25 protein-coding genes and 1 tRNA gene are annotated in these 26,145 nt (G+C 55.7%); 17 read left to right on the top strand and 9 right to left on the bottom strand.

The features are described from left to right. Positions 1–13 precede the first annotated feature (13 nt). The 3 genes from mazG to menC are packed head-to-tail and all read left to right on the top strand — an operon-like array spanning position 14 to position 2,900. On the top strand, positions 14–922 hold the full coding sequence (mazG, locus tag XX99_RS06275) for a nucleoside triphosphate pyrophosphohydrolase (protein WP_082125304.1): 909 nt from the start codon (positions 14–16) through the stop codon (positions 920–922). Further along, positions 919–1,782 (top strand): GNAT family N-acetyltransferase, encoded by an 864-nt coding sequence (locus tag XX99_RS06280; RefSeq protein WP_231581170.1) that lies wholly within the window; start codon positions 919–921, stop codon positions 1,780–1,782. Before mazG ends, XX99_RS06280 begins: the two co-directional genes overlap by 4 nt. Then, on the top strand, positions 1,779–2,900 hold the full coding sequence (menC, locus tag XX99_RS06285) for an o-succinylbenzoate synthase (RefSeq protein WP_050058543.1): 1,122 nt from the start codon (positions 1,779–1,781) through the stop codon (positions 2,898–2,900). The genes XX99_RS06280 and menC overlap by 4 nt, the downstream gene beginning before the upstream one ends. Before the next feature lie 2 nt (positions 2,901–2,902). Here menC and XX99_RS06290 read toward each other — a convergent pair whose 3' ends face one another. After that, positions 2,903–3,346, bottom strand: coding sequence for a DUF4260 domain-containing protein (locus tag XX99_RS06290; RefSeq protein ID WP_231581171.1), 444 nt, complete (start codon positions 3,344–3,346; stop codon positions 2,903–2,905). Between the two features lie 181 nt (positions 3,347–3,527). Between XX99_RS06290 and XX99_RS06295 the strand changes: the two genes are divergently transcribed. Continuing rightward, positions 3,528–3,601, top strand: a tRNA-Gln gene (locus XX99_RS06295). A gap of 197 nt (positions 3,602–3,798) precedes the next feature. Then, on the top strand, positions 3,799–5,025 hold the full coding sequence (locus XX99_RS06300) for a tyrosine-type recombinase/integrase (protein ID WP_050058545.1): 1,227 nt from the start codon (positions 3,799–3,801) through the stop codon (positions 5,023–5,025). A 55-nt stretch (positions 5,026–5,080) separates the two neighbouring features. Here the strand turns inward: XX99_RS06300 and XX99_RS28535 are convergent, their stop codons facing one another. Further along, complete coding sequence (locus tag XX99_RS28535; RefSeq protein WP_408021476.1) at positions 5,081–5,425, bottom strand: helix-turn-helix transcriptional regulator; 345 nt, start codon at positions 5,423–5,425, stop codon at positions 5,081–5,083. A 1,476-nt stretch (positions 5,426–6,901) separates the two neighbouring features. On the opposite strand from XX99_RS28535, the gene XX99_RS06305 reads away from it, so the two are divergent. After that, complete coding sequence (locus XX99_RS06305; RefSeq protein ID WP_156185823.1) at positions 6,902–7,864, top strand: Crp/Fnr family transcriptional regulator; 963 nt, start codon at positions 6,902–6,904, stop codon at positions 7,862–7,864. A gap of 435 nt (positions 7,865–8,299) precedes the next feature. Beyond that, on the top strand, positions 8,300–8,458 hold the full coding sequence (locus tag XX99_RS26560; RefSeq protein ID WP_269430964.1) for a helix-turn-helix domain-containing protein: 159 nt from the start codon (positions 8,300–8,302) through the stop codon (positions 8,456–8,458). 52 nt (positions 8,459–8,510) lie between these two features. Here XX99_RS26560 and XX99_RS06315 read toward each other — a convergent pair whose 3' ends face one another. The 5 genes from XX99_RS06315 to XX99_RS06330 are packed head-to-tail and all read right to left on the bottom strand — an operon-like array spanning position 8,511 to position 12,502. Beyond that, positions 8,511–9,647, bottom strand: coding sequence for a VTT domain-containing protein (locus tag XX99_RS06315; RefSeq protein WP_050058548.1), 1,137 nt, complete (start codon positions 9,645–9,647; stop codon positions 8,511–8,513). Positions 9,648–9,660: 13 nt separating this feature from the next. After that, on the bottom strand, positions 9,661–9,876 hold the full coding sequence (locus XX99_RS27965; RefSeq protein ID WP_231581173.1) for a hypothetical protein: 216 nt from the start codon (positions 9,874–9,876) through the stop codon (positions 9,661–9,663). Continuing rightward, complete coding sequence (locus XX99_RS06320) at positions 9,873–11,030, bottom strand: MlaD family protein (RefSeq protein WP_231581174.1); 1,158 nt, start codon at positions 11,028–11,030, stop codon at positions 9,873–9,875. Before XX99_RS06320 ends, XX99_RS27965 begins: the two co-directional genes overlap by 4 nt. Further along, a complete protein-coding gene (locus XX99_RS06325) occupies positions 11,031–11,774 on the bottom strand; it encodes an ABC transporter ATP-binding protein (RefSeq protein ID WP_050058549.1) in 744 nt (247 codons plus the stop codon). Then, entirely contained in the window at positions 11,771–12,502 is a 732-nt protein-coding gene (locus tag XX99_RS06330; protein ID WP_231581175.1) for an MlaE family ABC transporter permease, read from the bottom strand. Before XX99_RS06330 ends, XX99_RS06325 begins: the two co-directional genes overlap by 4 nt. 858 nt (positions 12,503–13,360) lie before the next feature. Here XX99_RS06330 and XX99_RS06335 point away from each other — a divergent pair. From XX99_RS06335 to tcuB, 4 genes are all read left to right on the top strand, one after another. After that, positions 13,361–14,449 carry a carbohydrate porin gene (locus XX99_RS06335; RefSeq protein WP_184084721.1) on the top strand — a complete coding sequence of 363 codons (1,089 nt, stop codon included), beginning with the start codon at positions 13,361–13,363 and terminating at the stop codon, positions 14,447–14,449. A 206-nt stretch (positions 14,450–14,655) separates the two neighbouring features. Further along, the gene (locus XX99_RS06340; protein WP_050058552.1) at positions 14,656–16,011 is read left to right on the top strand and encodes an MFS transporter; all 1,356 of its coding nucleotides are present in this window, start codon (positions 14,656–14,658) and stop codon (positions 16,009–16,011) included. Between the two features lie 51 nt (positions 16,012–16,062). Beyond that, positions 16,063–17,511, top strand: a complete 1,449-nt coding sequence (gene tcuA, locus XX99_RS06345) for an FAD-dependent tricarballylate dehydrogenase TcuA (RefSeq protein WP_050058553.1) — start codon at positions 16,063–16,065, stop codon at positions 17,509–17,511. Next, a complete protein-coding gene (gene tcuB, locus XX99_RS06350) occupies positions 17,498–18,631 on the top strand; it encodes a tricarballylate utilization 4Fe-4S protein TcuB (protein WP_050058554.1) in 1,134 nt (377 codons plus the stop codon). Before tcuA ends, tcuB begins: the two co-directional genes overlap by 14 nt. 123 nt (positions 18,632–18,754) lie before the next feature. Here tcuB and XX99_RS06355 read toward each other — a convergent pair whose 3' ends face one another. After that, positions 18,755–20,170: an MmgE/PrpD family protein gene (locus tag XX99_RS06355; RefSeq protein ID WP_197081835.1), complete on the bottom strand. Its 1,416-nt coding sequence runs from the start codon at positions 20,168–20,170 to the stop codon at positions 18,755–18,757. 511 nt (positions 20,171–20,681) lie between these two features. Here XX99_RS06355 and XX99_RS06360 point away from each other — a divergent pair. From XX99_RS06360 to XX99_RS06380, 5 genes are all read left to right on the top strand, one after another. Further along, a complete protein-coding gene (locus tag XX99_RS06360; RefSeq protein ID WP_050059307.1) occupies positions 20,682–21,338 on the top strand; it encodes a Crp/Fnr family transcriptional regulator in 657 nt (218 codons plus the stop codon). A gap of 210 nt (positions 21,339–21,548) precedes the next feature. Then, complete coding sequence (locus tag XX99_RS06365; RefSeq protein ID WP_050058555.1) at positions 21,549–22,001, top strand: nuclear transport factor 2 family protein; 453 nt, start codon at positions 21,549–21,551, stop codon at positions 21,999–22,001. A gap of 43 nt (positions 22,002–22,044) precedes the next feature. Next, positions 22,045–22,260, top strand: coding sequence for a hypothetical protein (locus XX99_RS06370; protein WP_050058556.1), 216 nt, complete (start codon positions 22,045–22,047; stop codon positions 22,258–22,260). A 405-nt stretch (positions 22,261–22,665) separates the two neighbouring features. Further along, positions 22,666–23,307 (top strand): thioredoxin family protein, encoded by a 642-nt coding sequence (locus XX99_RS06375; RefSeq protein WP_050058557.1) that lies wholly within the window; start codon positions 22,666–22,668, stop codon positions 23,305–23,307. A gap of 7 nt (positions 23,308–23,314) precedes the next feature. Further along, a complete protein-coding gene (locus XX99_RS06380; protein ID WP_050058558.1) occupies positions 23,315–23,548 on the top strand; it encodes a hypothetical protein in 234 nt (77 codons plus the stop codon). Positions 23,549–23,670: 122 nt separating this feature from the next. Here XX99_RS06380 and XX99_RS06385 read toward each other — a convergent pair whose 3' ends face one another. Next, positions 23,671–24,303: a TetR/AcrR family transcriptional regulator gene (locus XX99_RS06385; protein ID WP_082125306.1), complete on the bottom strand. Its 633-nt coding sequence runs from the start codon at positions 24,301–24,303 to the stop codon at positions 23,671–23,673. Between the two features lie 90 nt (positions 24,304–24,393). Here XX99_RS06385 and XX99_RS06390 point away from each other — a divergent pair, with 90 nt between their 5' ends. Then, positions 24,394–25,992, top strand: a complete 1,599-nt coding sequence (locus XX99_RS06390; protein ID WP_050058560.1) for a DHA2 family efflux MFS transporter permease subunit — start codon at positions 24,394–24,396, stop codon at positions 25,990–25,992. The last annotated feature ends 153 nt before the right edge of the window (positions 25,993–26,145 follow it).

A 26,145-nucleotide genomic window follows, 5' to 3' on the forward strand; every position in this document is an offset into this window, starting at 1 on the left:
TAGACTAAAGGCAATGGGGCCGAGCGAGAAATCCATTCAAGATAGCTCTGGCCTTGGCGATCCTGTCCCCCACAATTTCAGTCGAGTCGATCCGGGTCCCGGTTTTGCCGAGGCGGTAAGCATCATGGAGCGGCTGCGCGCGCCGGGCGGCTGCCCCTGGGACCGCGAACAGGACTTCGATTCCATCCGAAAATTTACGCTCGAAGAGACCTATGAGGTCTTCGACGCCATCGAGCGCCGCGATTGGCCCGCACTGCAGGACGAGCTGGGCGATCTGTTGCTGCAGGTGCTCTTTTACGCGCAGATGGCTTCAGAGGCCGGGTATTTTTCCGTCGATGACGTGACGCGGGGCCTGAGCCGCAAGCTGGTCCGTCGTCATCCCCACGTTTTTGGGGAAGAGGCCGCCGCGGCGGCAGGGAATTCTGCGACAGGTCTCAGCGTAGACGGCATCGATTCGAAGCAGGTCCTGCGCAACTGGGACGAGATCAAGAAGCTGGAGAAATCCCAGGCGCCGCCATCTGAGGAAGGCCGGCTGGAGAGTGTTTCGCGCTCCATGCCCGCTCTCAGCGAAGCCGCGAAGCTGGGGTCGAAGGCTGCCAAGGCCGGCTTCGACTGGCCGGATGTCGCAGGCCTGTTCGACAAGCTGCGGGAAGAGACAGCCGAGCTCGAAGCCGAGGTTCCCGAGGGGCAACCGAATTCGTCTCAAGCGAAGGAAGAGCTTGGAGATCTGCTATTTACGGCTGTAAACCTGGCGCGCCACTTGAAGATCGATCCGGAGCTGGCGCTGCGCGATGCGAACGCGAAATTCCGTTCCCGTTTCCGCACTATGGAGACGGAGAGTCCCAGGTTGCTGGAAGAACTTTCTGCCGATGAATTAGAAGCCCTGTGGGCGAGTGCCAAGCAAAGAGAGCGCCACTCGTGATTGCTGAAAGTCCGTTGACTGCAGAAGAAACGTTCCAGACCCGGGACGGCCGCACCATTCAGATTCGCACCTGCGAAAGCTTTGAAGAGCTAGACGCCTGCGTCCAGTTACAGGTAGAAACCTGGGGCTACGCCGATGGCGATGTGATCCCGCGCCGGGCCTTTATTGTTGCTCGAAGGATAGGCGGCCAAGTCATTGGTGCATTTAATGTTAGCGCATCCGAAAAGAGCGATCCGGAGAATGGAAGCCTTATAGGCTTCGCCATGGCCCTGCCCGGGATTCGCAGCCGGGAAAATGCCTCTCCAATGCCTTATCTGCACTCGCACATGCTGGCGGTGCGGGCGGCCTATCGCAATGATGGAGTGGGCCGCCGGCTCAAGCTTTTCCAACGGATTGAGGCGCTTCGTCGGGGAATCGAGTTGATGGAGTGGACCTTCGATCCTCTGGAGATCAAGAATTCTTTCCTCAATATCCACAGGCTGGGCGCGATAGTTCGCAGTTATACACCAAACTTTTATGGTGTATCCTCTTCTCGTCTGCAGGGCGGACTGCCTACGGATCGCCTGCACGCTGAGTGGCACCTGCGATCCGCGCGCGTGGAAGCGTCGCTTACCGGGAAATCATCGCAACCTGGCACTATCGAAGAAACCATTCTGATTCCTCACCAGATCGGCGAATGGAAGTCTTCGCAAGAACATATAGGCCGCGCTCTCGCGGTACAGAGGGAAAACCGCCAGCGTTTCGAGTCTGCGTTTTCACGCGGACTGACCGTCATCGGTTTTCGCAAGGATGTGGAAGGCAACGGCATCTTTGAACTAGCACCTTTTGAAGACCAACCTTTTGAGACCAGAGGTTTATGAGAATTGACGCGATCTTTCTTCGGGAACTCCACATTCCGCTTGTCCAGCCCTTCGAAACCAGCTTTGGAGTAACCACCGATCGCCGGGTCCTGCTTGTCGAATTGAAGGCCGAGGGCTTTACCGGCTGGGGCGAGTGTGTGGCCGGCGAGCATCCTTATTTCTCCGATGAGACAGTCGATACCGCCTGGCACGTAATTATCAACGACCTCGCGCCGGTACTGGCCTCTGCCGAACCTGAGCATGCCGGGAAGATTCCGCTCCTGTTCAAGCAGGTTCGCGGCCACCGCATGGCCAAGGCCGCGCTCGAGAACTCGGTATGGGATCTCGAAGCGCAGATGCGCGGCATCTCTCTGGCCGATCTCTTGGGCGGAGTCAGAGAGACGATTCCCTGCGGCGTCTCGATCGGTATCCAGCCTACTTTGGAGAGACAGCTTGCGGAGGTCGAGAAAGAGCTTGCGGCGGGTTACCAGCGGATCAAGCTGAAGTGCAAGCCAGGCTGGGATACGAAAATTTTTGAGGCGGTGCGCAATCGCTGGCCGGATATCATGCTGAGCTGCGATGCCAATTCCGCCTACCGCCTGAAGGATGCGGACGACATCCGCAGCTGGGACGCCTTCCATCTGCTCATGATCGAGCAGCCGCTCTGGTACGACGATTTCTATTACCACTCCATGCTGCAAAAGCAGCTGGCGACGCCTATCTGCCTGGACGAATCGATCCGCAACCGCCGCGACGCGCTGGCAGCCATCGAGATGGACTCCTGCCGCATCATCAACATCAAGAACGGCCGCGTGGGTGGATTCAGCGAGGCCATCGCAGTCCACAATGCGGCGCACGAGCGCGGCATCCCGGTGTGGTGCGGCGGCATGCTTGAGACCGGCATCGGACGGTCGCATAACATCGCGCTTTCGTCGCTCGAAAACTTCAGCCTGCCCGGCGATGTCTCCGCCTCAAAGCGCTATTGGAAAGAAGACATCATCGAGCCCGCGGTTGAGGTCTCGAATCGTGGCGAGATCGCGGTGCCCACCACGCCGGGTCGCGGCTTCGAAGTCCGCGAAGACCTCATCGAGAAGCTTACGGTGCGCAAGGAAGAGATCAGGGCCTTGGCGCTAGCCTAGGCCTAGATTCTCTCCATCTTCTGTTTGCCAATAAATCCAAGATGCGTGTGCCCGAAGCCGGAGCTGTACTTCAGGCCAAAGCCAAGTGCGCGGTCGAGGCCGATGTGCGCGATCCAGATCAGTGCGTAGGGCAACACGTCCGGGTGATGGACCAGCAATGCGAGCGGCACCAGCAGAAGCGGCAGAATATAGCTGTGCACAGCGTTGTAGGCGGCTGCTCCTACACGCGGACCCGCCAGGTATCCCAACATCGAAAGATCGGGCGCGAGGAAGAGAATCGCGAAGAGGATCCACGACGCGTGCTGATGGCCATACAAAAAGATGGCGAGCATGAAGGCGGAGAAGCCTTCGAGGCGCAGCAAGACTTGTACATATCCTGTGGCCGCTCCTGCAATGGGCTGTGTCATGGGATGGCCAGCGTCAGTCTTCGTGTCAATTGCAGTCATGCATCACAGCGTACACGTTAGGTGCCGCTGCGGAATTGGGAACCGTGGAGTATCCGATCGAATACTGGAAATGTCGCAGCTCGAACATTTCAAAGGGAGCAGACATTGACCGCAACGCCATCTCCTTTTAAACTCACAAGAGTGCGTCGGACAGATTAGCGATGCGCGCTACCGCAAGCATTGCCCCCTCGTTCAATGGTAGGACATCTGCCTCTGGAGCAGAGTATCGGGGTTCGAATCCCTGGGGGGCAACCAATGCACTATTTCCCGGCACTTCCCAGCACCTCCTCGCACTCAGCCGCTTGTTTATTTTCAGCAAGTTAGCTGATTTTGCGTCCCAGGAGGTCCATTGCAGTTCCACCCGAGCCAAGTGTTTGTGTGGGTACGGATGTGGGTATAGCTTCCCAAAAATGTGGGTATCGAGAATACCCAGCGATTTGGAGGGAAGTTTTATGGCACTGACAATTAGGGAAATCGACACAGCAAGACCGACGACCAAGCAGTACAAACTGGCAGACAGCAAAGGTCTCTGTCTTCTCGTTGTTCCTTCAGGGGTGAAGCTCTGGCGCTGGCGCTATCGCTTCGAGGGCAAGGAGAAGATGATGGCGTTCGGAGAGTATCCAGAGGTTGGTCTCAAAGAGGCTCGGGAACTCCATAGTGAAGCGCGCAAGCAATGGTCCGCTGGCATCGATCCAATGGCCGAACGCAAGGCAGTCGTTGAGGCCAAACAAAACGAAGAGCGCGGGCAACAACGTCAGGCGGAGAATAGCTTCGAATCCATCGCCCGCGATTGGTGGAAGTGGTGGCATGTTGGCAAGTCTCCGCGTCATGCAGAGACTGTCATGCTCCGTTTGGAAGCCGACGTATTTCCCGCCTACGGCCACAAGGACATGGAAAAGGTCACGCCCATGGACATTCGGGATGTGATGTTGGGAGTCGAAGGGCGTGGATCAAGAGACGTAGCCAAACGCATCCACGAGACAACCGGCCAGATATTCCGGTACGCCATCGCCCATGGCAAGGCGACGCGTAATCCGGCGGCCGATTTCAAACCCAGAGATATCCTGCTCCAGGCAAAGTCGGAAAACTTCGCTCGAGTGGATGTGAAGGACCTACCTGAACTATTGGCCAAAATGGACGATTATTGGGGGGACGCGATCACCCGCTTTGCCCTGAAGCTTGTCGCATACACCTTTGTGCGTACCAGCGAACTCATCGAGGCGCCCTGGCCAGAGTTCGACCTGAACAACGCCGTGTGGGTCATTCCGCCTGAACGCATGAAGATGGGCACGACGCATATCGTTCCATTGTCTCGGCAGGCGGTTGAAGTACTGCGGGCGCTCAAATTGCTGACAGGAAACGGGCGTCTGCTGTTTCCTGGAGCGATGGACAAGACCAAGCCAATGAGCAACAACACAATCCTGGGCGCGCTGTACCGTCTCGGATACAAAGATCGCATGACGGGTCACGGCTTTCGTGGACTAGCGTCAACGATTTTGAATGAGAATGAATTCGACGAGGCGCACGTAGAGATGCAACTTGCACACCTGAAGCGCAATAAAGTCGCTGCCGCCTACAATCATGCGAAATATCTGAAGCAGAGAACAGTCATGATGCAGTGGTGGGCTGATTATCTCGATGCTCAGCTTGCACTCGGTCGAAAGTCGTTGGCCGCATGACCCTCAGTCAGTGAAGGCGCTGGGGCGATATGACTGTGTCTCAGGTAACGCTTGTCTACCTGGGCGCGCCAATTCGCTCCAGCGCCCACTGTCTGACCTCGGATCTGACCCAGGCCACAGCTCGGTTTCCGATCCGTACGGGCGCCGGAAAGCTCTTTTCTCGAATCAACAAGTAAAGGCAGGACTTCGAAAGTCCTGTCATTGCTTTGACTCCGGAGAGACGCAGGAATGTCACCTCGTCGGGACTGCTAGAGCTTCCATTTTGGCTAGCCTCCGCGGGCTTCTCGGAGTGGAGCATCCTCGTGATGACTAGGGGCGAGGACGATGGAAACGAAGGATCATCACGCTTCACGTGAGACAGGCCGGGGATTGTTCTGTTTCTGGTAAGAGCGCTTGGCATGCTTAACCCCTTCGGTTGCTGGGAACGTTTATACGGTTTCACATAAAAAGAGCGAGAGCTTCGAATCAGAATCTCATCAGAGGTGAGCTTCGAGATTAGCCACCCTAGTCATTGCGTCGCAGCGTCTTCTCCAGCGATTCTTGTACTTGATTTTCACGTTTGTCATAAATCCCCTCACTTCTTGCGATTTGTTTCCCTCTGGTTCGGAGTCCAAAAGTCGGTCCTCCAATTCGTACCAAAGGTTTAGCTCAGCTCCGAAACTCGGTCAAATTTGATGTGGCGTTGGAAAATTTCCTTTGGCGAATGACGGCGAAACCCGTGGAACGAGGAGGGGACATGCGGAATGTCACCCGGTTTTTGTCATCCCGTTCTGAGAGAGGCGCCGATTCTGACTGACCTTGTCGTTCACATCGATTAATCATGTTTAAGTCAGCCGTATGCTGACTTCGCGTTTGAGGGGCGCTCGAAAACATCTCGCAGTTGCCGTGGCAATATCCGTCCTTGAGTCCATGCGGGCTTGCTCTATGGGTGAGATATTGGGGACATGTTCGGGTGATTCCTTGGTCAACAGCGCTTTGTCCCAGTCTGCTGGGGAGCCATGTCCCTTGCAGATTATGGGTATATAGATAGGCCATGCATGGGCCTTGAAGGACGAATGGGAGCATTTCTAAATGGGTACGAGTTCCCTGAAGAGCTGCAAATTAGTGTCACGAGTTTGAGACGTCGGCGAGTCCTTCGTCAGGGCCACCGTCTATCAAGGTTGGCCCCCTCGTGCGCTATCGTCCCGAAGCTCTAGACCTGTGGGTCGAAGAATTGCCCAAGGGGGGACCGACGAGAAGCGGATGCCTGTACCTCGTCCTCGTCCGCGGTTGGTGAGGGGCTGAGTGCCATCTACCTTGATTTGAGAGCAAGCGAGTCCATGTCGAGTAGAGGAAATCGAAGGCTCTCTTTGGTATAGGTTTGAGCCATCATTGGCACAAATGACTCACTGTGCTTTCGGATCATGTCCTCCGAAGGGGATCACAATGCGTCTGATTTAATGGGCTCCGAATGGCTCACATGGTCTTGCAGATTTGAGTCTTGAGGAAGTTGGAGGTGGATCGGGATCGGCCCGACGCATGAAGGTCTCGGAGTTTACCGAATCTTGCCTAAGTCGTTATGAAAACAGGGTACTTTCGCTGGGTGAAATCCCCAAAAGCCAGCTTTTAAGCAACCATTTTTCGCGTATTGGCAGTTTAACGGCAGCTAGATTTTGCGTTCTTCGCCGGCCCATTTTGTCTCTCCTGAGTCGTTCCTGAATTTCGACCAGGGACGATGACTGAAACGGGAAAGAATACACACTCCATTTATTTGGACCAGCGTGGGTTTGGTCCACTGTCAGGTTGTTACTGGAAAAATCTGCGACTAGGCGCTCTTCATCGCTCATCATCGCCCGAAGTGATGACGATTGCGTGGTCGCTGTAGCCGGAAACTCTGTTGCCGGAGCAATGGTCCTCCATGCTTGCCTGCGCGTTCAACCTGCCACAACACATCCCGGCGATGCGTGACTCCGGCAACGCCATTCGACGCGCCATTCCGAGCCAAAAGCGCCAGCTCCTTTCAATTGAGCATCGGCACCCTGGACTTGGCTCGGCTCATAGTGCACATTTCAGTGAGAAGATGGGATATAGCATTGGTGCTTTGAGGTGCAACCATGCACTCCCGAGTGAGAAAGGAGGAGCCATTTCCCAATCGCTTCCCATGGTCTTGCATGCTGAGAGCTGCCTGTTATGCAAAGTGAGGCAACCAGGCTGGTTTTGCGATCTTCCCCCTCTGGCTCTGGCAGAATACGATGCGATGAGTGTGCATGTCATGGCACCAATCGGCACCACCCTGTTCGCTGAACGGCAGCCCTCACTCGGTGTCTCCATCGTCTGCTTTGGCCAAGTCAAGCTCACCAAATCCTCACCGAATGGTAAGACATTGCTGGTGAGGGTTGCGAAATCCGGAGACGTTCTAGGATTGAGTGCAGCCCTCTCGAAAACTCCTTATGAGGTCACGGCGGAGACCCTCGAATATTGTCAGATAAAGACATTTCGTCGCGAGGATTTTCTTCAGTTCCTGAAACATCATGTAGAAGGTAGTCTGCATGCTGCCGAGAGCCTCAACAAGGATTATCGTGCTGCTTTGATTGACGCTTGTCGCTTGGCGCTTTCGAGCTCAATTGCAGGGAGAATGGCCCATCTTCTAATACAGCTGGCGAGCGAGAGTGGCACATGGCAGGATGCTGAACCGTCGATCCACATGTCACTCAAACACGAAGACCTTTCCTCCATGCTCGCTTGCTCACGAGAAACCGTTTCAAGAGTCTTGAGCGACCTCAAGCACAAAGGCATCATCGCGGTAACGGGAACCAGGACGACGGTACTCCGGAAATATGCACTTGAATCCCTAACCTGACTGAGTCGCCGGCGCTTCCCGGATTCGGTTCTTGCCCGGACGGAGCGCGTCTATGTCGGCGCAGAGCGTCTTGTTTACTCAAGAGCTGCCAGATTGCGATATTTACGCGTGTGCGTTGCTCATGCTGCCGAACACGGGCAAGCTTGTAGCGACGAGGGCAAGCCTGGAACACTCGATAATCGCCAGCACGATCAGAGGAGGACAGTTGATTCTTGTCCCGTATCCAGGGCAGGCAGAGTGCTCGTTGCACTTTCCGATAAGGATAGGGGCGCTGGGACAATTGGTGCAGGCTTTCGAGCCGGGCGTAGGCTGAACTCTGAAGGTCATCGGCGTTCTCTCCTCTGCCAACAGTATCTGTCAGGTGAGAACGAATGGGCTGTGACTGTTGTCACAAACTTTGTCACAGTTTCGTAAGATTGGGGGGCATGCGGGCCGATCGAGTACCTGCTGCATTGGAGGATGACCCTGGCCAAGGATGAGCTACGCCGCGGGACGCGGAGCGTCGGCGAGATCGCCTTGGCCATTGGCTTCCAGTCTTCGAGCGCGTTAAATACGGCGTTCATCCGAGCTGTGGCCGTGTGCGGCAGATCTTGAATTGCAAAATTCTCGGTGGGTACTAATTCGTTTCGCGAAAGCCGCAGTGACTTTACTCTTCATCCCCTGGTGGCAATTTACCCGTGCGTCCATTTTTGTGCGGCGTGAGGGTACGAAGGACAGACCAGAGTTGATGTGCAGGTTTGCGACGATTACCCGAGTTATGCGGCAGATCGGGAAGCGATACTTCACCTTTGTGCCTTCGAGTCGCCACTTCGATTCCGAAGCGGGCAGCCGTCTCCTCAGGATTGCCGAGTTCCGTCGCCATCGGCAGATTCAGCTTCTGCCAGGCTTTGAGTCCTCCCTCGAGCACCCACACCTTGGATATTCCCTTGTGGCGCAGCGAGACAGCGGCGCGTGCGCTGGTCATTTCCTTCGAAGACGAGCAGTACAACACAATATCGACATCGTCGGGAACATGAACTTTACTGGAGGTGCGCAATCGCGCCGGGTTGATGCGAATCGCGCCGGGTATGCCCGGGGTCGTGTCCGGCAGGGCGTCGGCCTCCAGGAGTATGAGATCCAGAACCGCGACCTTCCTCCCGGCCGCAAGCTTTTCCTGGAGGAGTGCCGGTGAAATGGTTCGGATACGGAGTTGATGCACCATGAGAAACAGCTCCCAGGCTCTCCACAGCAAATAGCAGGCGAATGGAATACCAAGGACGATCGCCAGTGCCCCACTCGCACGATTCAACTCTGCGGCCACGACATTCACGCGGTCGGCAAACAGATATCCAATCAGGCAATAGGCGGAAGACCAGAGAAGCGCGCCGACCGCATCGAACAAGAGAAACTCGATGGCCCCCGCGCCCTCCATTCCCGACAGGGGAGGCATGACTCCATCAAGCCCGGGGATGAATTTTGCCACCATGAGAGTGCGCAATCCCCATCGCGCAAACACGTCTCTTGCCCTCTGGGCGCAGTAGCGACGGTCCGTGCTGAAGCTGCACAGAATCCGCAGAATGCGACTGCCCCACAAGCGGCCGGCTTCAAACCACGCAAAATCCGCTAACAGGCATCCTACAACTCCGGTCAGAATGATTGCCGGAAGACTCAGTTTGCCGCTTTCCCCCAGGGCGCCAGCCATCATCAAAAGGAGGACGGCAGGTACCGGCAGGCACATCTGGCGGGCAAAGACCGCGATAAGAATAACCGGATACGTCAGAAAGGAAATATGGCTGATGGACATGTGCTCTTTCAGGCTATCGTGAAGATGCCTTGAGCAACACGATGCAGACCCCGTCCCAGCTCGCCTTATGGACCGTAGGCGGTGGCACTGCGCGCAGCGGCACCGTCCCGATGTTCTGAGTGTCGAGTTGGAACCGGGTGTGCAGGTAGTGGCTTACCAGGATGGCGCGAGTGCGGGAATCTGCGAGCTGGCTTCCCGGATCGCCAGCCGTAGAATACCCTTCGATCACCAGAGGGCCTTCGACCGCCGCATCGCCAAACTGGGCGATCGCTCGATCGATCTGTGTCTTTCCCGCCGGAGATAGAACTTCGCTTCCATCCTTCTCTCGCTCGAAGAGTTCCGCCGTCGAGAGCCAGCGCGAGGATTACCAGTATTGGTGAACAGCTTGTCTGTTCGGTACGTGGTCGGATCCAGAGTCGCCAGCGAATAGTACCCGCGATGTTTGAAGAAACCCCGGAAGAAGAACTCATGCTTCAGCGCCTCGGTGTCCTCAGCCATATTTCCCGTGGCCTGATTCAAATTCGAGAGCGACTCCTGGATGTTGCCTGCGGCGTCGACGCCCTGCTCGTCCGGACCGAGAGCGGTCGTGAGGGTCTGATGAAGCTGCTGCGAGGTCGCATCGAGATTGCGGGCAGCGCTCTGTACGTTCGACATCGTTTGATCGGCCCTCTGGCCAAGCCCACGCGATTGCAGATCGGAGACCAGGGCGTCAGCCTGTCCGGAGGCATGATTGAGTGATGTTGTGGCTTGCTTCGCGTTTACGACCGCCTGCCGGACATTTGTCGCTGTTGTTTCATCCCGCAGCAGCATTCCGATCGTACCCTTTCCCTGCTTCAGTCCGACGACGAGATCATTGGCGTTATCGACGGTAGTCGTCACGGCATCGAGGGTTCCATTGAGCTTGTCTGCAACGGTTTTCATCGTTCCACTCGCACTATTCAGCAACCCTGTGCTCTTCTCCAAAAGATCCGCCATATCGATCGGCTCCGTGCTGGGGAGTGTAGAGGATGGTGCAGCTTCGGGGGCCGTGGCACTACCCTGATGGATCAGCAGGAATTTGTCGCCCACGACGCCTTCCGTGGCGATGGTGACCATCGAATCTGTCCTGACCAGACCACGAACCCGCTGCTCGATTCTCAGCTTGAGGCGAAATCGCGAGGATGGGGAGTTGGGAACCGCGATATCTGTAACCTCGCCGGAATCGAAACCCGCGACACTTACCTTCGAGCCTTTCGCCAACCCGTCGACGTTCGCGAATTCCGTATAAAGCTCGATGTGTCTGGCAAAAGCCGTGTGCTGGTTCCCGATCAGAAAAATGGCCAGCGTAAACAGGGCCGTGCCCGCCACGACGAATATTCCGATGGTGATATTGCGATTCCACATTTATGACTCCCCAACCAGCATCCGAACGGTCTCGTTTTCATGGTGCTCAAGCTCTTGGGGCGTACCCAGAGCCGCCAGCCTTCCCTGATCGAGGACCGCGAAACGATCACCGACACGTCTCGCGCAGTGCACGTCATGCGTGACAATCACCATGGTGGTGTGGTGTTTGGTCTTCTGTTCGAGCAGCAGATCGTCGATCTCGGAAGCGGTAATGCGATCGAGTCCGCTACTAGGTTCATCGATCAGGAGAATCTGCGGCTCAAACACCAGCGCTCGCGCGAGACCGGCGCGCTTCTGCATTCCACCCGAGAGTTCGACCGGCATCTTGCCTTTATCGTCCGCGAGCCCGACCTGGCCGAGGACGTGATCGATGATCACCTCGATCTCCTGCTTCGATTTGTCAGTGAGTCGCCGAAGCGGCAGAGCCAGATTGTCATGCAGGGTCAGCGAATCGAAAAGAGCCGCGCTTTGGAAGAGAAAACCCATCTTACGGCGCACCCGCGAAAGCTCCTTGCGTTCGAGCTGCGTGATGTCGTCTTCGTCGATGGAAATGCGGCCGGCATCCGGCTTCAGAAGCGCGATCATCAATTTGAGTGTGACGCTCTTGCCGGTTCCACTGCGGCCCAGCACGCAAATCGCTTCGCCGCGAGCAACAGAAAAGGAAACATCGCGCAGCACCTGTTTCTTTCCAAACGACTTCGAGACGTGATCGAGCGCAATGGCAGTATCTTGGGTCTCGTTCATATCGCGCTCTCCGGAAATACAAGGAATATGATTTTGACCAAAATGACGTCCGCCAGGATGATTAACAGCGAAGAGACAACGACGCTGCTCGTTGCCGCGCGGCCAATGCCCTCCGCGCCCTCATTCGTGCTGTAACCGAAGAAGGAGGAGACCGTCCCGATGATGAAACCGAACACCGCTGTCTTCAAAGTGGGAGGGATAAAATTGGACCACTCGACGCCTGTAAAGGCACGTGTCACGTAGAGCTGGAGCGAGAGATGGGACATGGCATACTCGGACACGAAGCCGCCGAGAAGACCACAGAAATCCATGAAGGTCGTTAGCAGGGGCATGACCAGAACGCATGCAACCACACGCGGGACAACCAGAAACTTGAAGGAGTCAATCGACAGCGCCTCGATCGCGTCGATCTGTTCGGTTGCTCGCATGTTGGCCAGCACGGCTCCGATGCTCGCTCCGACCCGACCGGATACCAACAGGGCGGCAACGAGCGGGCCAATCTCGACAAAAAAAGAGAGGGACTGCAACTCCGGAATCATGGAGCTTGCGCCAAACGTCACCAGCGTGCTGCGAGTGTGCAGCGTCATGACGACTCCTAACGCCAGACCCGACGCCGCGACCAGGGGCAGGGAACGCGCTCCCACCTCACCCATCTGACTCCATATCTGATCCAGTTCGAAAGGGAATCGGAAGACATTCGCGATCACCTTCAGGCCGAAGAGAGTCACCTTGCCAACGAATTCGAGAATTCTCGCCGCCCACTAATCCTTTCGCGTCTCGGTGAGCGGTGGAACGCTGGGGGGGAAAGCCACCAGTCCGCTCATCTTTGGATGAAAGCGGACTGCCACGATCCACAGGATCTACCTGGAATTGCGCTCGCTATCAGACTAGGGGACGGCTATGCAGGCACTCTGTCCTGATTTGCTCACAGATTGTCGGCCAGGTGAGGCAGCGCCACATTGGCAACCCAGATATCGGGCACCTGCATACAGGAAGCTAAAATCACGACCTCGGCGATGATCATTAGGCCATTGCTTCGGCATGAGTCGATCCATGACTCCGTTGTGAGATTGGTCTTCAACCGCGTGTCCGCCAGCACCGTAATCCAAACCCCGCAGGAAAAATGAAACCTAAGGCCAGCCGCGAACGATCTCGGCCTAAACGATACCGCTTGTGTTACGACTTGCTTCCGTCCGATCTGCCTAGCCGCTGTACCCTCTGAGCCAACATCTCGACAACGCTAGTCAATTTCATCAACCAAGTGCGGGGAGATCATCTGCTTCGCTGTTTGAACGAACGATGAGCAAAATAGAACAGATCGCTACTTCCTCCGATGCAATCCTGACGGTCTGAGGCGGGTGACCGCTCGGTGACGAGAGAGGTTGCGCATGAAGATCCGACAGTTGCCGCTTCTGTTTCTATTGTGTGGGTTTTGCTTGTTTGCTACCCCGGTCTTTTCCCAAAGCACGCAGGGAAAATCACTGAGAGGTCCGGATGCTCCCGAAGTAGGCCTGGATGGTCATCTCTTCGGCGACTGGGGCGGAAAACGAAGCGAATTGCAAGAGCGAGGAGTCAATTTCGACTTTATGTACATCTCGGACTCCCTCTGGAATATCAAGAGTGAGCAGAAAGAACGGCTTGCTAGTTGGAACCGAGTTCGCGGGACAATAGATATTGATTTCGGAAAACTAGACGGTCCGCAGGGGTTGTACTTCCATGCGACTGCTCTTTGGCAAGGGGGCGGAAATCTCGGGACATATCTCGGCACCGAGACGAGCCCGAGCGGCATGTCCAGCTACAACCTCTTCCGTCTGGATTCATGGTGGGTCGAGAAGCAATGGTTCCATGACCGGGTCGCTTCTCGCATAGGTCAATTCGCCGGCCAGGACTTTTACGGAGATCAGGAATATGGGACCTCCTTCATCTTCGAGCCGATGGGATACGCCTTGGGCAATCTCTCCACAACATTCGAGACCGGCAGTCCTGGCTCAACCTCCGCGTTCGAAGTCAGCGTCGCACCCTTTCACAATGTTTATATCGCTTCCATGGTGCTCGCTGGAGACAGGCTTGCGTTCTTTCATAACCACACCGGTCTTGTTCCACAGTTCCGTGGAGCTCCGGTCAGCGTCTCGGAGATCGGATTCACTCCAGGCAAGAAGGGATTAGTGATGCGCCCCGCCGATGACGTCGTGTCTCGCAAGGGGTACTCCGGTGTCTATAAATTCGGCGCATCGTACAATCCCGGAAAGTTCACGACTGCCACTCACACGATCAGTTCGGGCGACTACCTCTTGTACTGGATGGCGAGCCAGGCTCTCTGGCGCGTTGATAAGACGGAAGGAAAGGGCTTAGACGTAACAGCCGCCTATGACTGGAGTCCTGCGAACGTCAATAGCGACAACAGAGTGCTCACCGCAGGATTGCGATTCAACGAACCGTTGCCTCTCCCGATTCATAACACGATGTCTTTCGGATACGTGCGCAACAAACTCAACCCGCTATTCCTTCCGCCCGGGACTCCGCCCTACAAGGCGGAGCATGGACTTGAGTTCAATGCTCTGTTCAATATCAGACCGATGATTCTCTTCCAGCCCGTGATCCAGTATTACGCCAATGTGGGAGGAGGCATGCAAAGGGCGGTTGTTCTTGGCCTGAGAGGCAGAGTTGAGTTCTAGGTACATTCGTTGGCCCGGTGCATTTGGTCGCTGTTCAATATTGCTCAGATACGTCCTGCTGAACTTGTTAGCTTGTGCTGGTTAGTGTCCCAGAGATCCGGTCCAATCGAGACGGAGCCTAACTTCCGCAAACTGATTCGTTTTGGCCTCTTTTTGGCACGCAACAGTCGTGATATTTAGGCTGGTCCAGCACTACGCGAGGTGAGATGGTGGCGACAACGTTGTTGGACAAATCGCAGGGTGCGCGGCACTCGGCAGCAGCGCGTATCGACCGCCTCCCGATCGGGTCATTTCAAAAACAGATCATGTGGCTGGTTGCCTATGTATTCTTCTTCGAGTTAGGAGACCTGAACAACTTTGGGTTCGCGGCACCGGAGCTTCGTATTCAATGGAAGCTATCCATCGCCACGATCGGCCTCATCACTTCATCGGCCTTCATGGGCATGTTTGTGGGAGCGATAGCCGGAGGCTGGTTTTCGGACAAGGTTGGGCGCAAAAAGGCCCTGATCCTAACCACGATTTGCTACTCAATCTCTTCTCTCCTGAATGCCTTTGCCTGGAATGTACCTGGCCTGCTGGTGACACGATTTTTGACGGGTGTAGGGCTTTCCGCGATGACAGTCGTCGCCATTACCTATATCAGCGAGATGTTCCCCGCCAAGAAGCGCGGTACGTATCAGGGCTGGGTCATGACGATTGGCCTCTTTGGAATACCCTTTTCCGCGCTTGTGGCCGGAGAACTGATTCCAAGGATCCATTACGGCTGGCGGCTGGTGTTCGTCTTCGGCGCACTGGGCTTATTCATGCCGTTGTTCTCCCGGAGACTCGAAGAGTCGCCGCGCTGGTACGAGAACCAGGGCCGGTTCGCCGAGGCAGATAAGGCTCTGGATCGGATTGAAGCGCGCAGCATCGCTGATTCCGGGCCTCTGCCGCCCCTTGGCGATGAGCCGGCGACGACAGGCAAGCACAGCAAGTTCAGCGATTTGTTTACCCCAACCTATCTGAAGCGCACCCTGATGCTGATCGGCGTCTACGTCTTCCAGACTCTCGGTCTTTTCGGATTCATGGCCTGGGTTCCAACGCTATTGGCGGCGCGTGGTTTTCCCGTGGTGAAGTCACTGCTTTGGGTTTCCATCATGTACTTCGGCGCGCCGGTCGGAGCACTGATCGCGGCGATCATTTCCGATAAGTGGGAGCGAAAGTACCTGATTGCGATCACTTCGGTTGTCATTGCAGGTTTCGGCGTGGTGTATGGCCTCAGCAACGCGATGGTGCCAATCGTGATCCTCGGCTTCTGCGTGGCGATGTTCATTCAGACCTTTGCCCCGCTGCTGTACGCCTACACCCCCGAGTGCTATCCGACCGAGATTCGCAGCTCGGGTTCCGGCGTCGCGTATGGCGCCGGCCGCCTGGCGAACAGTTTAGGACCCATGTTGATTGCTTTCCTATTTACGCACTACGGCTACAAGAGCGTATTTGTTTATATCGCCGCGACGTGGCTGCTGGTCGCTGTCATCATCACCGCATTTGGGCCGAAGACTAAAGATCGGGTGCTCGCATAACCGCACACGCTGTTCCCGTTTACGGGCGGCCCTGGCTTTCTGGAGACAACCATGACGGACGGTTTATCGGGATTCGATGTTCTGGTGATAGGCGGAGGCAACGCAGCCATGGCTGCCGCCCTGAGCGCACGAGAGGGCGGGGCCACTGTGCTGGTCCTCGAGAGTGCGCCGAAGGATTTCCGCGCAGGAAATAGCCGGCACACCAGAGACCTGCGCTGCATGCACGACGCGCCGACCCCGGTGATGTCCGGAGCCTACACAGAGGATGAGTTTTACAAAGATATTTTGAGTGTCACCGGAGGCAAGACAGACGAAAAGCTGGCTCGCATGACGATTCGAGCTTCGACCGAGTGTACCGAGTGGATGAAACAGTATGGAGTTCGGTTCCAGCATGCGCTGGGTGGCACGCTGCAGCTGGGACGCACCAATGCGTTCTTTCTGGGCGGCGGCAAGGCCATGATGAACTCGTATTATGCAGCCGCAGAGAAAAGGGACATTAAAGTTGTTTACGATGCCGAGGTCGTTGACCTCGATGTTGTCGACGGCGAATTTCGGAGTGCCACCGTTCTCATTGGAGGCAGGACTGTTAAGGTAAGCGCGAAAGCCGTGGTGGCGGCTTCTGGCGGTTTTGAGGCAAACCTCGAGTGGCTAAAAGAAGCGTGGGGTCCGATAGCTGACAATTTTCTGATACGCGGCACGCCTTATAACAAGGGCAAAGTCCTGAAGCGATTGCTGGCGTTGGGGGTGGACTCCGTCGGCGATGCCAAAGCTGCTCACATGGTGGCCATCGACGCCCGCGCGCCGAAGTTCGACGGCGGCATCGTCACGCGGCTTGATTGTGTCTCCCTTGGGATTGTGGTGAATAACAAAGGCGAGCGCTTTTACGATGAAGGCGAGGACTTCTGGCCGAAGCGCTATGCCATATGGGGCCGGTTGGTAGCAGAGCAGCCTGATCAGATCGGTCATTGCATCATTGACTCCAAGGCGATGGGGCAATTCATGCCCTCCGTATTTCCACCACTGGAGGCGCAGAGCATCGGCGAACTCGCAAAGCTGATGATGCTGCCTGTAGACGCCGTGGAAGCCACAGTGAAGGCATACAACGCGGCGGTTCAGCCGGGAACGTTCAACCACGAAACCCTGGACGACTGTAAGACCGTTGGCTTGCATCCCGAGAAGACCCACTGGGCTCTTCGCATCGACAAGCCTCCGTTCTATGCCTATGGACTGCGCCCAGGTCTTACGTTCACCTATCTGGGGGTAAAGGTGAACGAGCGCGCCATGGCACTGATGAAGGGCGGTGGTCGCTCCCGGAATATCTTCGCTGCTGGAGAGATCATGGTTGGCAACGTCCTTGGCAAAGGCTATGCGGCTGGCATCGGCGTCACCGTCGGTACCGTGTTTGGCAGGATCGCCGGCCGGGAGGCAGCGCTGGAGGCCCTCAACTGCGAAGACAGGGTCGTTGCAAAGGAAGAGGTCGCACATTATGCCGCAAGCTGAATTAATCGTGCTACCTGCCGAATTACTCGCAGAAGGCCAACACCTGATGACGGTTTGCAATGCCTGCCGCTACTGCGAGGGATATTGTGCGGTTTGGAAGGCGATGGAGACGCGTCTCGTTTTCAAGGAGAGCGATCTCAATTATCTTTCTAATCTCTGCCACAACTGCGGTGAGTGCTACTACTCCTGCCAGTATGCCCCTCCGCACGAGTTTGCCATCAATCCCCCGAAGACCTTGGCCAAGATCCGCCTCCATACCTACGAGCTGTATGCGTGGCCGGGACCCCTGGCGAAAGCCTTTCAGAATAATGGCCTGCTGGTCTCGCTACTTACCGTGGTGCTGCTCACCGGATCTATGGCCGCCGGCAGCTTGATGATGGGCGGTCGGCTGTTTGAGCCTGTCCACGACGGCAACTTCTACAAGATCATTCCTCATTCCGTCATGTCTTTGACGTTTGGTGTTGTCGGAGCGTTTGCGGCAGTTGCTCTGCTTATCGGCTTCCTTCGCTTCTGGCGCAACGTGGGCGAATCGTATTCCACGCTTGCGAATCCTCGGGCGCTGCTCCGGGCCGCAAAAGATGTGCTCACCATGACCAACCTTGATAACGATGGGGACGGCTGCAGCTATCCGACACAGACGAGTTCTGAGTCGTTGCGCTGGTTACATCACCTGACCTTCTACGGATTTCTGTCCTGCTTCATCGCCACCACGCTGGGCGCGATTTATTACTACGTCCTGGGACAGCACGGACCCCCGGGTTATACGAGCCTGCCCGTCATCTTCGGCACCGTGGGAGGCATCGGCCTCATAGTCGGGCCGATCGGTCTTCTCATCCTCATGCAGCGGCGCAATCGGGATATCGTCGACAAGAGCCAGAGCGGTATGGACGTGGCGTTTATCCTTCTGTTGGTGCTGATTGCTGTCACCGGATTCCTCCTGCTCGTGTTGCGCCAAAGCGCAGCAATGGGTGCTCTGTTGTTAGTCCATCTCAGTCTGGTTATGACACTCTTCCTGACCATCCCTTATGGCAAATTCGTCCATGGGATCTATCGTTCGGGGGCTTTGGTGAAGTGGGCACTGGAGCGCTCGCGCCAGACCAAGAGCAAAGTAGCTGCCTGATCAATGGAAGGTCACCGGCTCTAACGCCGTTAAGCGCCATTTGATGTTTGCACGGAAAATGAGCGATACGCCGGAGTTCCGGAGTATCGCTCAGATTGTCTCAGCTGTTAAACACTCATCGTTTTAAGCGTGGGCGAGTGCTTCTTCAAAAGCCACATTGATGACCTTGGAGAGGCTCACTGCTTCTTGTGTGTCCAGATGCGCGACCGCGTTGACGATGGCTGCGCGCTGGTCCGCGCTCGCGTGGGAGGACGCAAGGCTATTGAATTTAGCCACGACTGTATCCCACGGCATCGGATGAGTGTAAAAGCCTTCATAGTCGTGCTTCTCGATGGTGAGCTTCTTCCCATCGTTGAGTTCAACCTGGATCCGGCACGGCATCTCCACAGGAAAACGATCGCTCATTGACTTGTCGGGACGGATGGTGACCTTCTGTAAGAGATCCTGGACATCCTGCTTGAGAATGCGTTTGGGATCGTATTGCGCTGGAGTGACTTCACCGTCGATCAGCGCTACTGCAATCATGTAGGGCAGACTATGATCCGCTTCTTCTTTGGTCTGGACATGCTGCTTGTTTCCGTCATTGCCGCCGCCGATGATGTTGTATGCAACATCGAAGATATCAACGCTCACGGTCTTGATATCTGACGCTTTGACGTGCTGGGTAGAGCGCAGTTCCAGGGCGGCCTCCATTGCGGTCTGCGCATGGAACTCCGCGTTGTACTTCTTGATGTTGGTCTTAAGAACGATCTCGAGGTCCTCTTTCGACCAGTCCAGCTCAAACTTTCCCGTGATGGCATCCATCAGGCCGCCCTTGCCTTCGAAGACCTCCAGTGGACCCGTCACGCCGCGCTTGGCCAGGAACGCCGCGCTGGTCGCACCGTAAGCCATGTTGGGATATGCTAAACCCTTCCAATTGGAGAGATTACCCGACCGGGTAACGCGCAAGGCAACATACGACGCGCCGCTTATCGCGACGGCGTTCGCGACTCCCGCCTGATCCAGACCCAGTACCTTTGCCACGCCCGCGGCTACACCATATGCTCCTTGAACCGTGTGATCAAAACCCTTCGGACGCACCGGCGCGACATCGGACAGCCGGCACTGGACCTGGTACGCCACCGCCAGCGCGGTCAGGAAATCCTTGCCGCTCTTGCCCGCGTACTCGCTTGCCGCCAGTATCGACATCACGTTGTCGGCCGGGTGGCAGGTTTCATGTTTCGCGATATAGGAGTCCATGAAGTCCAAATAACGTTCGAGCGTGGAGTTATAGAACGCTGCGAGGACGGGTGAGCTTTTTCCGCCGCCGATCAGGCTGCTCAGAGGCTTGCCGCCGAATTCGTCCAGTTGCGCGTGCAATGCCTTGACCGGCGGCGCTTCCAGTGCTCCGATGGCGCAGCCGATCGCATCGAGGGTGTGAATCTTGAGTTGTTGCCGTGCGTCCGCAGAGATGTCTTCATAACGCACACGCACGACAAAGGCCGCGAGTTGTTCTGCTAACGTCATCTTCTTCTTTGCATCGGATACTGTCGTAGGCATTGTGCTGCTCCTTGAGAAACGTGAATGTTGAGAATGGATTTTACAGACTGAGTGCGGCTCTTCAGCACTTTCAATCCGCTTCCTCTGGCGTGGTTATTCGTCCTAAAACGCGTACGACAAAAACTGCCTAAGTGTTCCAGATCGGTTTGCGGCAATCTGTTTCCTTTTGCTCATGGTGAGATCTCGCAGTTCGCAAGCGTGAAGGCAGATGTCGCACAGGCCGCAAGATTTTCCCACTCCTGCCGATTCGAGACCAAGCCCGTTGCGAGACAGATAGCTGGTGCGCTTTGCGATGGTGGCGCATGTCGGCGAAAAGCAGAGCGAGCCTCGATTTTGTCGAATTCTCTCGGAACTGACATGGCTAGGGAAAAGAGCTGAAAACGCAGGGAGGAACTCCGGCGGTGAATCTATAATGTTTGCAGCATTCCCTCCTGCTTGCTTCGCCTCGGAAGCGATCGAGCCTTCGTTTGATTGCCATTGGCACGACCGCCTTCGGGAAGGGATGGTTCAGATGGTTGAAACCTCAGAAGCTGTATTTGACGCAGCTGCGTTTCTCGAACAGGCTGGACTGGGACGAAGAATCGTCCAATTCAAGCCAAAGCGGACCTTCTTCTCGCAAGGAGGTCCAGCTGACTCCATCTTCTATCTTCAGAAAGGGCGCGCAAAACTCACGGTCGTTTCAAAAAACGGGAAAGAAGCAACGATCGCGCTCCTCTCCGAAGGCGAATTCGTCGGAGAGGAATCGCTCGCAACCGTGGGTGGGTTGCGTCTGGCGACTGCGACTGCCATCACCGCCTGTACAGCACTGAAGATAGAGAAGGAGGAGATGGTCCGCGTGATGCACGAGGAGCACGCCTTCTCCGACCTGTTCCTGAGATTTCTGCTGGGACGCAGCATGAGAACCCAGGCCGATCTGGTCGATCAGCTTTTCAACTCAAGCGAAAAGCGGTTGGCGAGAATTCTTTTATTGATGGCGGAGTTTGGCAAGCCGGGAGAACCCGAAACATTGATTCCAGAGATCACGCAGGAAACTCTGGCAGAAATGATCGGAACTACCCGATCCCGAGTCAGTTTCTTCATGAACCGCTTTCGCAAGCTCGGCTTCATTGAATACAACGGTCGCATCCGGGTTCACAAGTCGTTGCTCAATGTGATTCTGCACGACTGAATGATTTTCGCCATCCTGGCGCCATGCGCTTGCAGAAGTGCGGGAGACTTGCTATGCCGTCCCGACGGGTCTGGCAAACGCTGGGCCGAGGATCGGAGTTCACACTCTCTCAGAGTGAGCGGATATCTGAGGGCAATGTGGCTATTCGCATGCGACGACGCATCCAATGGGCAGCAGTAGCGCACTTTCGAAGTGCGGACGGGAGTTTGCATGTATCACGCGATCGTCAAACGGATTGCCCTGCAAAACTTTCTGCGAGTGAATCGGAAGGATTATGCTCCGATCCTGAAGGGCTGTTCCCCTGATGTCCATCATCAGTTTGGCGGATATCATGCACTGGGCGGCGAGCGGCACGATCGTGAAGCGCTGGGACGATGGTTCGAACGCCTTGGCCGGCTGGCGCCAACTTTGCTGCTGACAGTTCATGATGTATGGGTGAAAGGCGGCCCCTGGAATACGACCGTCATCATGCGATGGTCCGCTGTACAGGATCTCCCGGACGGCTCACCCTATAACAACCACGGCGTTCACATCATTCGCATGCGTTGGGGCAAGGTGTTCGATATCGATGCAAACGAGGATTCTCAACTTGTTGCCGCATCCTTACAGATATGGGCCGCGCATGGAGTGAACGAAGCTCTTGCCGCTCCCATCCTGAGCTAGTAAGAACCACGGCATCGCACAAGGTCGAAGGAGAAAGGGACTTATGACGCAGACGAAGGGTGCCACAGACGTAATCGGAATGGGCAGCACCGCGATGCGCGCACTGTTGGTCGGTGCATTCGCTCTTGGCGCAGCGGCGATTGGGGCATTTGCGGTAGGTGCAATGGCGATCGGGCGTTTGCGAGTCCTGGAAGCTCGCATTGAGAAGCTCTCCATTGGCACACTCACGGTGGACCATCTGAATGTGCGCTCGCGATAGGAGATTGAAGGCGCGAGCTAGAGTGTGGGAGCAGATGACCAATTTGGGGAAACAATATAGGAACAATAACCCGTTTCCATGGGCGCTTACAGGACTTTTGGGAGCGACCACGGTCTTGTAAATCCACCAGTTAGCGGTAGCCCAGATTTTGACAGGTAGAGATTAGCGTTCAAATCTGTCGGCCGCTAGAGGGTCCAATACCGATTTGCAGTGCGGACGATCCAGGATAGTAGAAGCGCTTCGTGCAGGTACTTTGTCTGTTTACGAAGGATTTGACCACCGATCCCTCTCCATCGATAAAGAAGCGAAATTCCAAGCCCCCATCACGCTGCACCCGAGCCTAGAATCAATTAGGCGGCATTTGACTGTGTCTAGGACGAGAATCTGTTGAGAGGGGCAATCAGCATGACAACTGCAACTACGGTCGTTACGCTAGCTCGATTTGAGCAGGGGCTTAGCTGGGCCGATTTCCTGGTCAGCGCTACCGTCAATCGTGACAAGTTCGAGCAGAACTACAGCAACTCGGTGCTCACCGGGGAAGACATGAGCTTCTTCCGGAAAACCAGTGAACTCCCGAATGGCCCAAGAAAGTTGCTTGTCATAGCGGAGGCATGGTGTGGCGATGTTTACCGTGAGTTGCCCACCGCCATACACATCGCGGAGTCGGCTGGGATGGGCCTGCGAATCTTCCTCCGTGACGAAAATCCCGACATCATGGGCGAATTTCTGAGCAACAACGGGAAGTCACGGGCCATTCCCGTGTTTGTTTTCTATACAGCCGATACCAGGTACATCACGCATTTCACGGAACGGTCCGCGAGTGCTCATGCCGGGCTGGCGCTCGCCATCGAACAGGCGAAATTGAAACTGAATCTGCCGGCGTCAGCATCCTTCGGGAACCTTCCCGATCCGGAGAGGCAACTGTTCCTTCAGGAAGTCATTTCGAGGATCGAGCCGCATGCCGATCAGTGGCGAAGAGATGCGGTTAGGGAAATTCGTCAGCGTTTGGCGACCGCCCTTCACTTACCGGATGCTTCCTACCGTTGAGGATGAAATGGTGAGGGAAGGTAAAATTCCAATCGTGTATACCATCCGGGGCTGTGATGCTTGCACCAAGTTGCTGAAGAAATGGGACGCTGAGCGCATTGTCTATGACGAGCGCCGCGTGGAGCTCAGTCAGGCAACATTGAATGAAGCGCGTCAATATGGCAAGCTGGTGCCCATTGTCGTTTGGCCGGACGGCCGGGTTGAGCAGGGGTTCGGAGACAGTTTCGGCTGTTTCATCTGAGAATGCGAGCCGGTATAAGTTGTAATTCGTCTTCGATCCGGCCGAAACTGCTACTCCAGAACGTATGCTTGTTTGCGACCTTTAATGCATGGAGTTCTTGCCGGGGAGAAACCGGGTAGAGTTCATTGCAAAGAGGCTTTGACGACGAAATCGAAAATAGTCTGAGCAGATTTTGCGCTTAGCTCAAGCCCAAGCAAGGCGCGCACGATCTGCGGTGCTGTCAGAAGATTGATGATGAAATCGGGGTCGACGGTGTCCGGCAGTTCCCCGGCTGCCACGGCTTCCTGAACGACAGCGCAGCCTTCGGCCCGACGCGGCAGGAAAACATTCTCATAAAATGCCTTGCCCAGATTACGGTTGTCCTGAATCGCCACTAAGAGACGTATAAATACGCGGCCATCGTCGCTCTTCAAAAACTCGGCGATTCGCAGGGTGTATTTCTGCAATCGCGCCAGCGGACTGCCGCGCTTTCCATAGGGCAAGAGTTCACGAGTGGTCTCCAGATACGCATCCAGCAGAATGGCCTGTTTGCTGTCCCACCAGCGATATAAGGTCGCTGTGCTGACACCGGCTTCGACAGCGATCTGCTGCATGGAGACTCCGTCAAATCCATCCTGCTTCAGCAGTCGAAAGGCTGTTTTCAAGATGGCCCTGCGCGTCTTTTCGCTCCGAGGACGACCTGCGGCTCGTTTTGGCGATCCGGATGCACGAACTATCGTCGCCTTCAACGGATCACTCCCATACGTAAACCCCACAGGGCAAGTCAGTATACGAATCCATTATCCATTGCCAGTCCGGTACAATAGAAACGAAAATCATCGTTTCGTAATTGCAAACGGAAAACCGTGAGCGCAGCGCCCAGTTCTCCTAATCCGGCCGCAGCATGGACTCCCAGGGCAAATCCCTGGCTGATTGCCTTTGTAGTATCGCTGGCTGCTTTCATGGAAGTGCTCGACACCAGCATCGCAAACGTTGCGCTTCCGCATATCGCCGGAAATCTGGGGGCGAGCAGCGACGAAAGCACCTGGGTGCTGACTTCCTATCTGGTATCCAATGCTATCGTTCTGCCAATCACGGGGTGGCTCGTATCGCTGGTGGGGCGAAAGCGGTTCTTTCTCGGCTGTATCTCCCTATTTACGGTGAGTTCTCTTCTCTGCGGCATAGCGCCTACGCTGCCGTTCCTGCTGCTGGCGCGCGTCATTCAGGGCGCAGGCGGCGGCGGCCTGCAGCCGATGGCGCAAGCAATTCTTGCTGACACCTTTCCTCCTAAATTAAGAGGGTTGGCTTTTTCGATCTATGGCGTAACCGCCGTAGTTGCCCCCGCTATCGGGCCGACGCTTGGCGGCTGGATTACGGACAACTACACCTGGCGATGGATTTTTCTGATGAACCTGCCGGTCGGGATTCTGGCGTTATTCCTGGTGTTTACCTTTGTCGAAGACCCTCCATTCCTCAAGCGGACGACTCTGCACGAAAGCAAGATCGACTACTTTGGCTTTGGGCTTCTTGCCGTGGGAATTGCCTTCCTGCAGATCGTGCTCGATAAGGGGCAGGAAGACGATTGGTTTGGCTCCCATTTCATCCTCACGCTCTCGATTATCTCCATCATTTGTCTTGTCAGCCTGGTGATATGGGAACTGCGCGTCAAAGAGCCAATTCTTGATATTCGACTATTCAAGAACATCAACTTTGCGACTGCGAGCCTGATGATGTTCATGGTGGGAGCAGCGTCGTTTTCAACCACCGTTTTGATGCCCCAGTTTCTGCAGAACCTAATGGGGTACACGGCCGAAAGCGCCGGGATGGTGCTTTCGGCAGCCGCGGTGATTCTGCTCATCGAACTGCCGCTGGTCGGGCAATTAGCAGGCAGGATTCAGGCCCGTTACTTGATGGCCTTAGGATGGGGAGCGCTGACGATTGCCATGTTCTATTCCACGCACCGGGTGGACCTCGAAATGAGCTTCGCCTCGGCCACATGGCTGCGTATTGCACAATACGTACCGATGGGATTCATCTTTATTCCAGCAACGATGGTGGCATATGTGGGATTGCCTCAGGAGAAGAGCAATGCCGTAGCCGGGTTGATCAACTTTGTGCGGAATATGGGCAGCAGCGTCGGCACCTCTGCCGTAACAACCATACTGGCCAGGCGCTCCCAGTTCCATCAGGTGGCGTTGGCGAGTCATACAGCCCTCAGCGATCCGAACTTTCAGAACTCCACAGCGTCTCTTGCAGCCCATCTGGGCCGCACAAACGGAGGCAGCCAGGCCCAGATGGCGGCCTATGGTCAGCTCTATGGAGCCATGCAGAGTCAGGCCTCGGCACTCTCGTACATCGACACATTCTGGATTCTGGGAGTTGCGACGGGAACCATGTTTGTGCTCTCTTTTCTGCTCAGGAAGAATAATCCCCGCAAAGCAGATTCACAGGTGCTTGCTCATTAGGCGATCAATGGACTCTTTTGGCCGGGTGACATCTCGCTAGCATTAAGCAGCGCTGGTTTTCCACTAAGCGCAAGGGTGCGCCAATCTCGGAGGCGCCAAATTCGTAAGTAGTGGCCGACTTACCGTTACCGATCACTGCCCGATGAGTGTATT

Origin of the sequence: Silvibacterium bohemicum (genome assembly GCF_001006305.1) — a bacterium.
GTDB classification, from domain to species: domain Bacteria; phylum Acidobacteriota; class Terriglobia; order Terriglobales; family Acidobacteriaceae; genus Silvibacterium; species Silvibacterium bohemicum.

Excerpts from the sequence above, each read along its gene's own strand:
- XX99_RS06325 (WP_050058549.1), bottom strand. The coding sequence starts at position 11,774 with ATGAACGAGACCCAAGATACTGCCATTGCGCTCGATCACGTCTCGAAG.
- XX99_RS06320 (WP_231581174.1), bottom strand. The coding sequence starts at position 11,030 with ATGTGGAATCGCAATATCACCATCGGAATATTCGTCGTGGCGGGCACG.
- XX99_RS06365 (WP_050058555.1), top strand. The coding sequence starts at position 21,549 with ATGTATCACGCGATCGTCAAACGGATTGCCCTGCAAAACTTTCTGCGA.
- XX99_RS06380 (WP_050058558.1), top strand. The coding sequence starts at position 23,315 with ATGGTGAGGGAAGGTAAAATTCCAATCGTGTATACCATCCGGGGCTGT.
- XX99_RS28535 (WP_408021476.1), bottom strand. The coding sequence starts at position 5,425 with ATGCCAAGCGCTCTTACCAGAAACAGAACAATCCCCGGCCTGTCTCAC.
- XX99_RS06355 (WP_197081835.1), bottom strand. The coding sequence starts at position 20,170 with ATGCCTACGACAGTATCCGATGCAAAGAAGAAGATGACGTTAGCAGAA.
- XX99_RS06360 (WP_050059307.1), top strand. The coding sequence starts at position 20,682 with ATGGTTGAAACCTCAGAAGCTGTATTTGACGCAGCTGCGTTTCTCGAA.
- tcuA (WP_050058553.1), top strand. The coding sequence starts at position 16,063 with ATGACGGACGGTTTATCGGGATTCGATGTTCTGGTGATAGGCGGAGGC.
- XX99_RS06340 (WP_050058552.1), top strand. The coding sequence starts at position 14,656 with ATGGTGGCGACAACGTTGTTGGACAAATCGCAGGGTGCGCGGCACTCG.
- XX99_RS06315 (WP_050058548.1), bottom strand. The coding sequence starts at position 9,647 with ATGTCCATCAGCCATATTTCCTTTCTGACGTATCCGGTTATTCTTATC.
- XX99_RS06370 (WP_050058556.1), top strand. The coding sequence starts at position 22,045 with ATGACGCAGACGAAGGGTGCCACAGACGTAATCGGAATGGGCAGCACC.
- mazG (WP_082125304.1), top strand. The coding sequence starts at position 14 with ATGGGGCCGAGCGAGAAATCCATTCAAGATAGCTCTGGCCTTGGCGAT.
- tcuB (WP_050058554.1), top strand. The coding sequence starts at position 17,498 with ATGCCGCAAGCTGAATTAATCGTGCTACCTGCCGAATTACTCGCAGAA.
- menC (WP_050058543.1), top strand. The coding sequence starts at position 1,779 with ATGAGAATTGACGCGATCTTTCTTCGGGAACTCCACATTCCGCTTGTC.
- XX99_RS06335 (WP_184084721.1), top strand. The coding sequence starts at position 13,361 with ATGTACATCTCGGACTCCCTCTGGAATATCAAGAGTGAGCAGAAAGAA.
- XX99_RS06290 (WP_231581171.1), bottom strand. The coding sequence starts at position 3,346 with ATGACTGCAATTGACACGAAGACTGACGCTGGCCATCCCATGACACAG.
- XX99_RS06300 (WP_050058545.1), top strand. The coding sequence starts at position 3,799 with ATGGCACTGACAATTAGGGAAATCGACACAGCAAGACCGACGACCAAG.
- XX99_RS06375 (WP_050058557.1), top strand. The coding sequence starts at position 22,666 with ATGACAACTGCAACTACGGTCGTTACGCTAGCTCGATTTGAGCAGGGG.